This is a genomic window from Arcticibacter eurypsychrophilus, from assembly GCF_001730525.1.
Taxonomy (GTDB): Bacteria; Bacteroidota; Bacteroidia; order Sphingobacteriales; family Sphingobacteriaceae; genus Arcticibacter; species Arcticibacter eurypsychrophilus.
In genome coordinates, this window is sequence record NZ_MDFN01000061.1 from 1 (window position 1) to 2,221 (window position 2,221).

Below are 2,221 nucleotides of genomic sequence, written 5' to 3' on the forward strand. Positions count from 1 at the left end.
GTGCTGCCTCATGAGAACCAGCAAACAAGTAATTTTTTCTACCCAAAGGAATTGGCCTAAGGGCATTTTCGCACTGGTTATTATCAATTTGAAGGTTGCCCTCGTATAAATAAGCGCTCAGTGCATCCCAGCGTGCCATTGCATAAGCCATAGCCCTTCCAATCTGGCTCTTGGGCAGGGTCAATTTAATTTCCTGGAAAATCCATTTACCCAATTCATTGATCACCGGCAGGCTTTCCTTCAGCCTGAGTTCTTTGATCGCTTCAGGCTCCAGGTTCTCTTCCCTGGCCTTACGTTCTACCGCATATAACTTTTGGATCAGCGTGAGTGCTGTTGTTGCCCTGGGCTTATCGTTCTCCAGAGCCCTGTCAAATTCACGTCTTGTATGGGCCCAGCAGGCCAGGTGGGTCACCCCTTTGCGTGCCCCATACTTTTGGTACACGGCATAGCCATCACTTTGCAGGTAGCCTGTGAAGTTTCCCAGCATAGAAAGTGGTGCCACAGCCCCACGGGTAGGACTGTAATCAAACAGGACCGTTTTATCTAAAGGGGAATGATATACCCAGTACCAGCCCTGATGGCTACTACCTTTTTTCTCACTTTCCAATACTTTTATTGGGGTTTCATCGCACTGCAGGTATCCCTGCTTTTTGGTGTCGAAGACCAGCTGTTCGTATAAGGGTTTCAGCCGGAGCAGTGTCTCCCTGGTCCAGCCATCCATGGTGGAGGAAGCGATTCGTATTCCCTCCCTTGCAAGGCGCTGTTTCTGGCGGTACAGCGGGAGATGATCCATATATTTATCCGTTATAATCGAAGCAAGAAACCCCGATCCGGGAATACCTTTATCAATTACCCGTTCAGGAAGTTGGCCGGTCTTTATTCCCTGTCCGCCTTTAAGTGCATATTTATAACGGATGTACCGTTTGATAAAAAAGCGGGCAGGCTCGCATTCCAGTTCTTCGGTTACATCCTTGCCGATACATACCATTTCGCTCAGGTCGCCTTCTGGATAGATCTCGATTTCCTCTACAGGTAAATGTGAAGGAAGGGCCGCACGGCCTTTATGATTGGGTCTTTTACGGGTAGAGGCTATCTTTTGTTCCAGGATCTCTTCCTGTTCAGCGCTTTCCTGGGCAGTAGCCTGAAAGGGCAGTGCTGTCTGAGCTGGATCGCCAAGGAAGCGTTCACGCTTTTGCCCGAACTGCATCCTTTTGTACATCTCCACCTGTGATTTCAGGTATTCCACCTTTTCATTCAGAGATGTTACGTTTGCATTCAGGGAGGCCTCACTTAAACTCAAGGAACCTACCTTTGTATTCAGGGAAGCCGCATGTAAACTCAGGGAATCTACATCTGCATTTAGGGAATTTATCTTTGTATTCAGGGAAGTATTTTCTTCACTCAGACCGGAAACGGTAACGTGCTGCTGTTTCACCAGGGCGATAAGTTCATCTTTAGACAGGGTTTCCAGCACCATTTCCATACTTTAAAAATACGAAAACATAGTATTAAAAACAAGAAAAAAAGGACTTTTTATAAGCTAAAACGCTTCCTTTGGGTGCTTTTTATCACCTGAATCCCCTCGACCATCAGCACCAGATCGCTCCAGTTAATCCCACTGCCAGAGAGGGGATTTTTAGGCAAGGGAAAGCTTCCGCTTTCCAGTCTTTTGTAATATAGGACAAAGCCTCCGTACTCCCAATGCAGCAGTTTGATATGGCTGCGCCTGCGGTTAAGGAACACGAATACCTCTCCGCTGGTGGGGACACGTCCAAGTTCTGAACCCACCAGACCGCAAAGTCCGTCAAATGATTTGCGCATATCACAATTCCCCCGGTACAGGTAATAATTATGAGAAGAACCCAGAGAAAACATATCAATAAATCCTGATCAGCCCCGCAAGTGTTTTTAAATCACAGGAGGCTATTTTTATCTTTACCCCATTGGGGTAGATTACCTCAACTTCTTTCTGAATAGGTCCTGTCTGTGGAATTAAGGGCATAAATCCCTTTTTCTGATCCCTAAGGCTTCGGGAGACCCAATAACTAAATGTTCCCTTTTTTATTCCTGATGCTGTGCAGAATTCACTTTGTGTTTGCCCACTATCCTGCCATTGCTTTACCAGAGCTAACATCTGTTCTTTCTTTTCCATGTTTTTTGCTTTGGAATAAAACTAGCATTCAAGCTCTAATCCTGCAATATGGGTTGGTAGGGCGGATAC

Annotated in this window: 3 protein-coding genes; all 3 read right to left on the bottom strand. The window is 46.2% G+C overall.

Going from position 1 to position 2,221, the window contains the following annotated elements:
* The coding region (tnpC, locus tag BFL47_RS18910; RefSeq protein ID WP_139125881.1) for an IS66 family transposase at window positions 1-1,483 on the bottom strand (1,483 nt) is incomplete at its 3' end.
* Window positions 1,484-1,533: 50 nt separating this feature from the next.
* Entirely contained in the window at window positions 1,534-1,875 is a 342-nt protein-coding gene (tnpB, locus tag BFL47_RS18915; protein ID WP_069661355.1) for an IS66 family insertion sequence element accessory protein TnpB, read from the bottom strand.
* Between the two features lies 1 nt (window position 1,876).
* Window positions 1,877-2,152, bottom strand: coding sequence for an IS66 family insertion sequence element accessory protein TnpA (tnpA, locus tag BFL47_RS18920; RefSeq protein ID WP_083257288.1), 276 nt, complete (start codon window positions 2,150-2,152; stop codon window positions 1,877-1,879).
* Between the last annotated feature and the right edge of the window lie 69 nt (window positions 2,153-2,221).

Bases quoted from the DNA above. Each gene is read 5' to 3' on its own strand.
- tnpB (WP_069661355.1), bottom strand. From the start codon at position 1,875: ATGTTTTCTCTGGGTTCTTCTCATAATTATTACCTGTACCGGGGGAAT.
- tnpA (WP_083257288.1), bottom strand. From the start codon at position 2,152: ATGGAAAAGAAAGAACAGATGTTAGCTCTGGTAAAGCAATGGCAGGAT.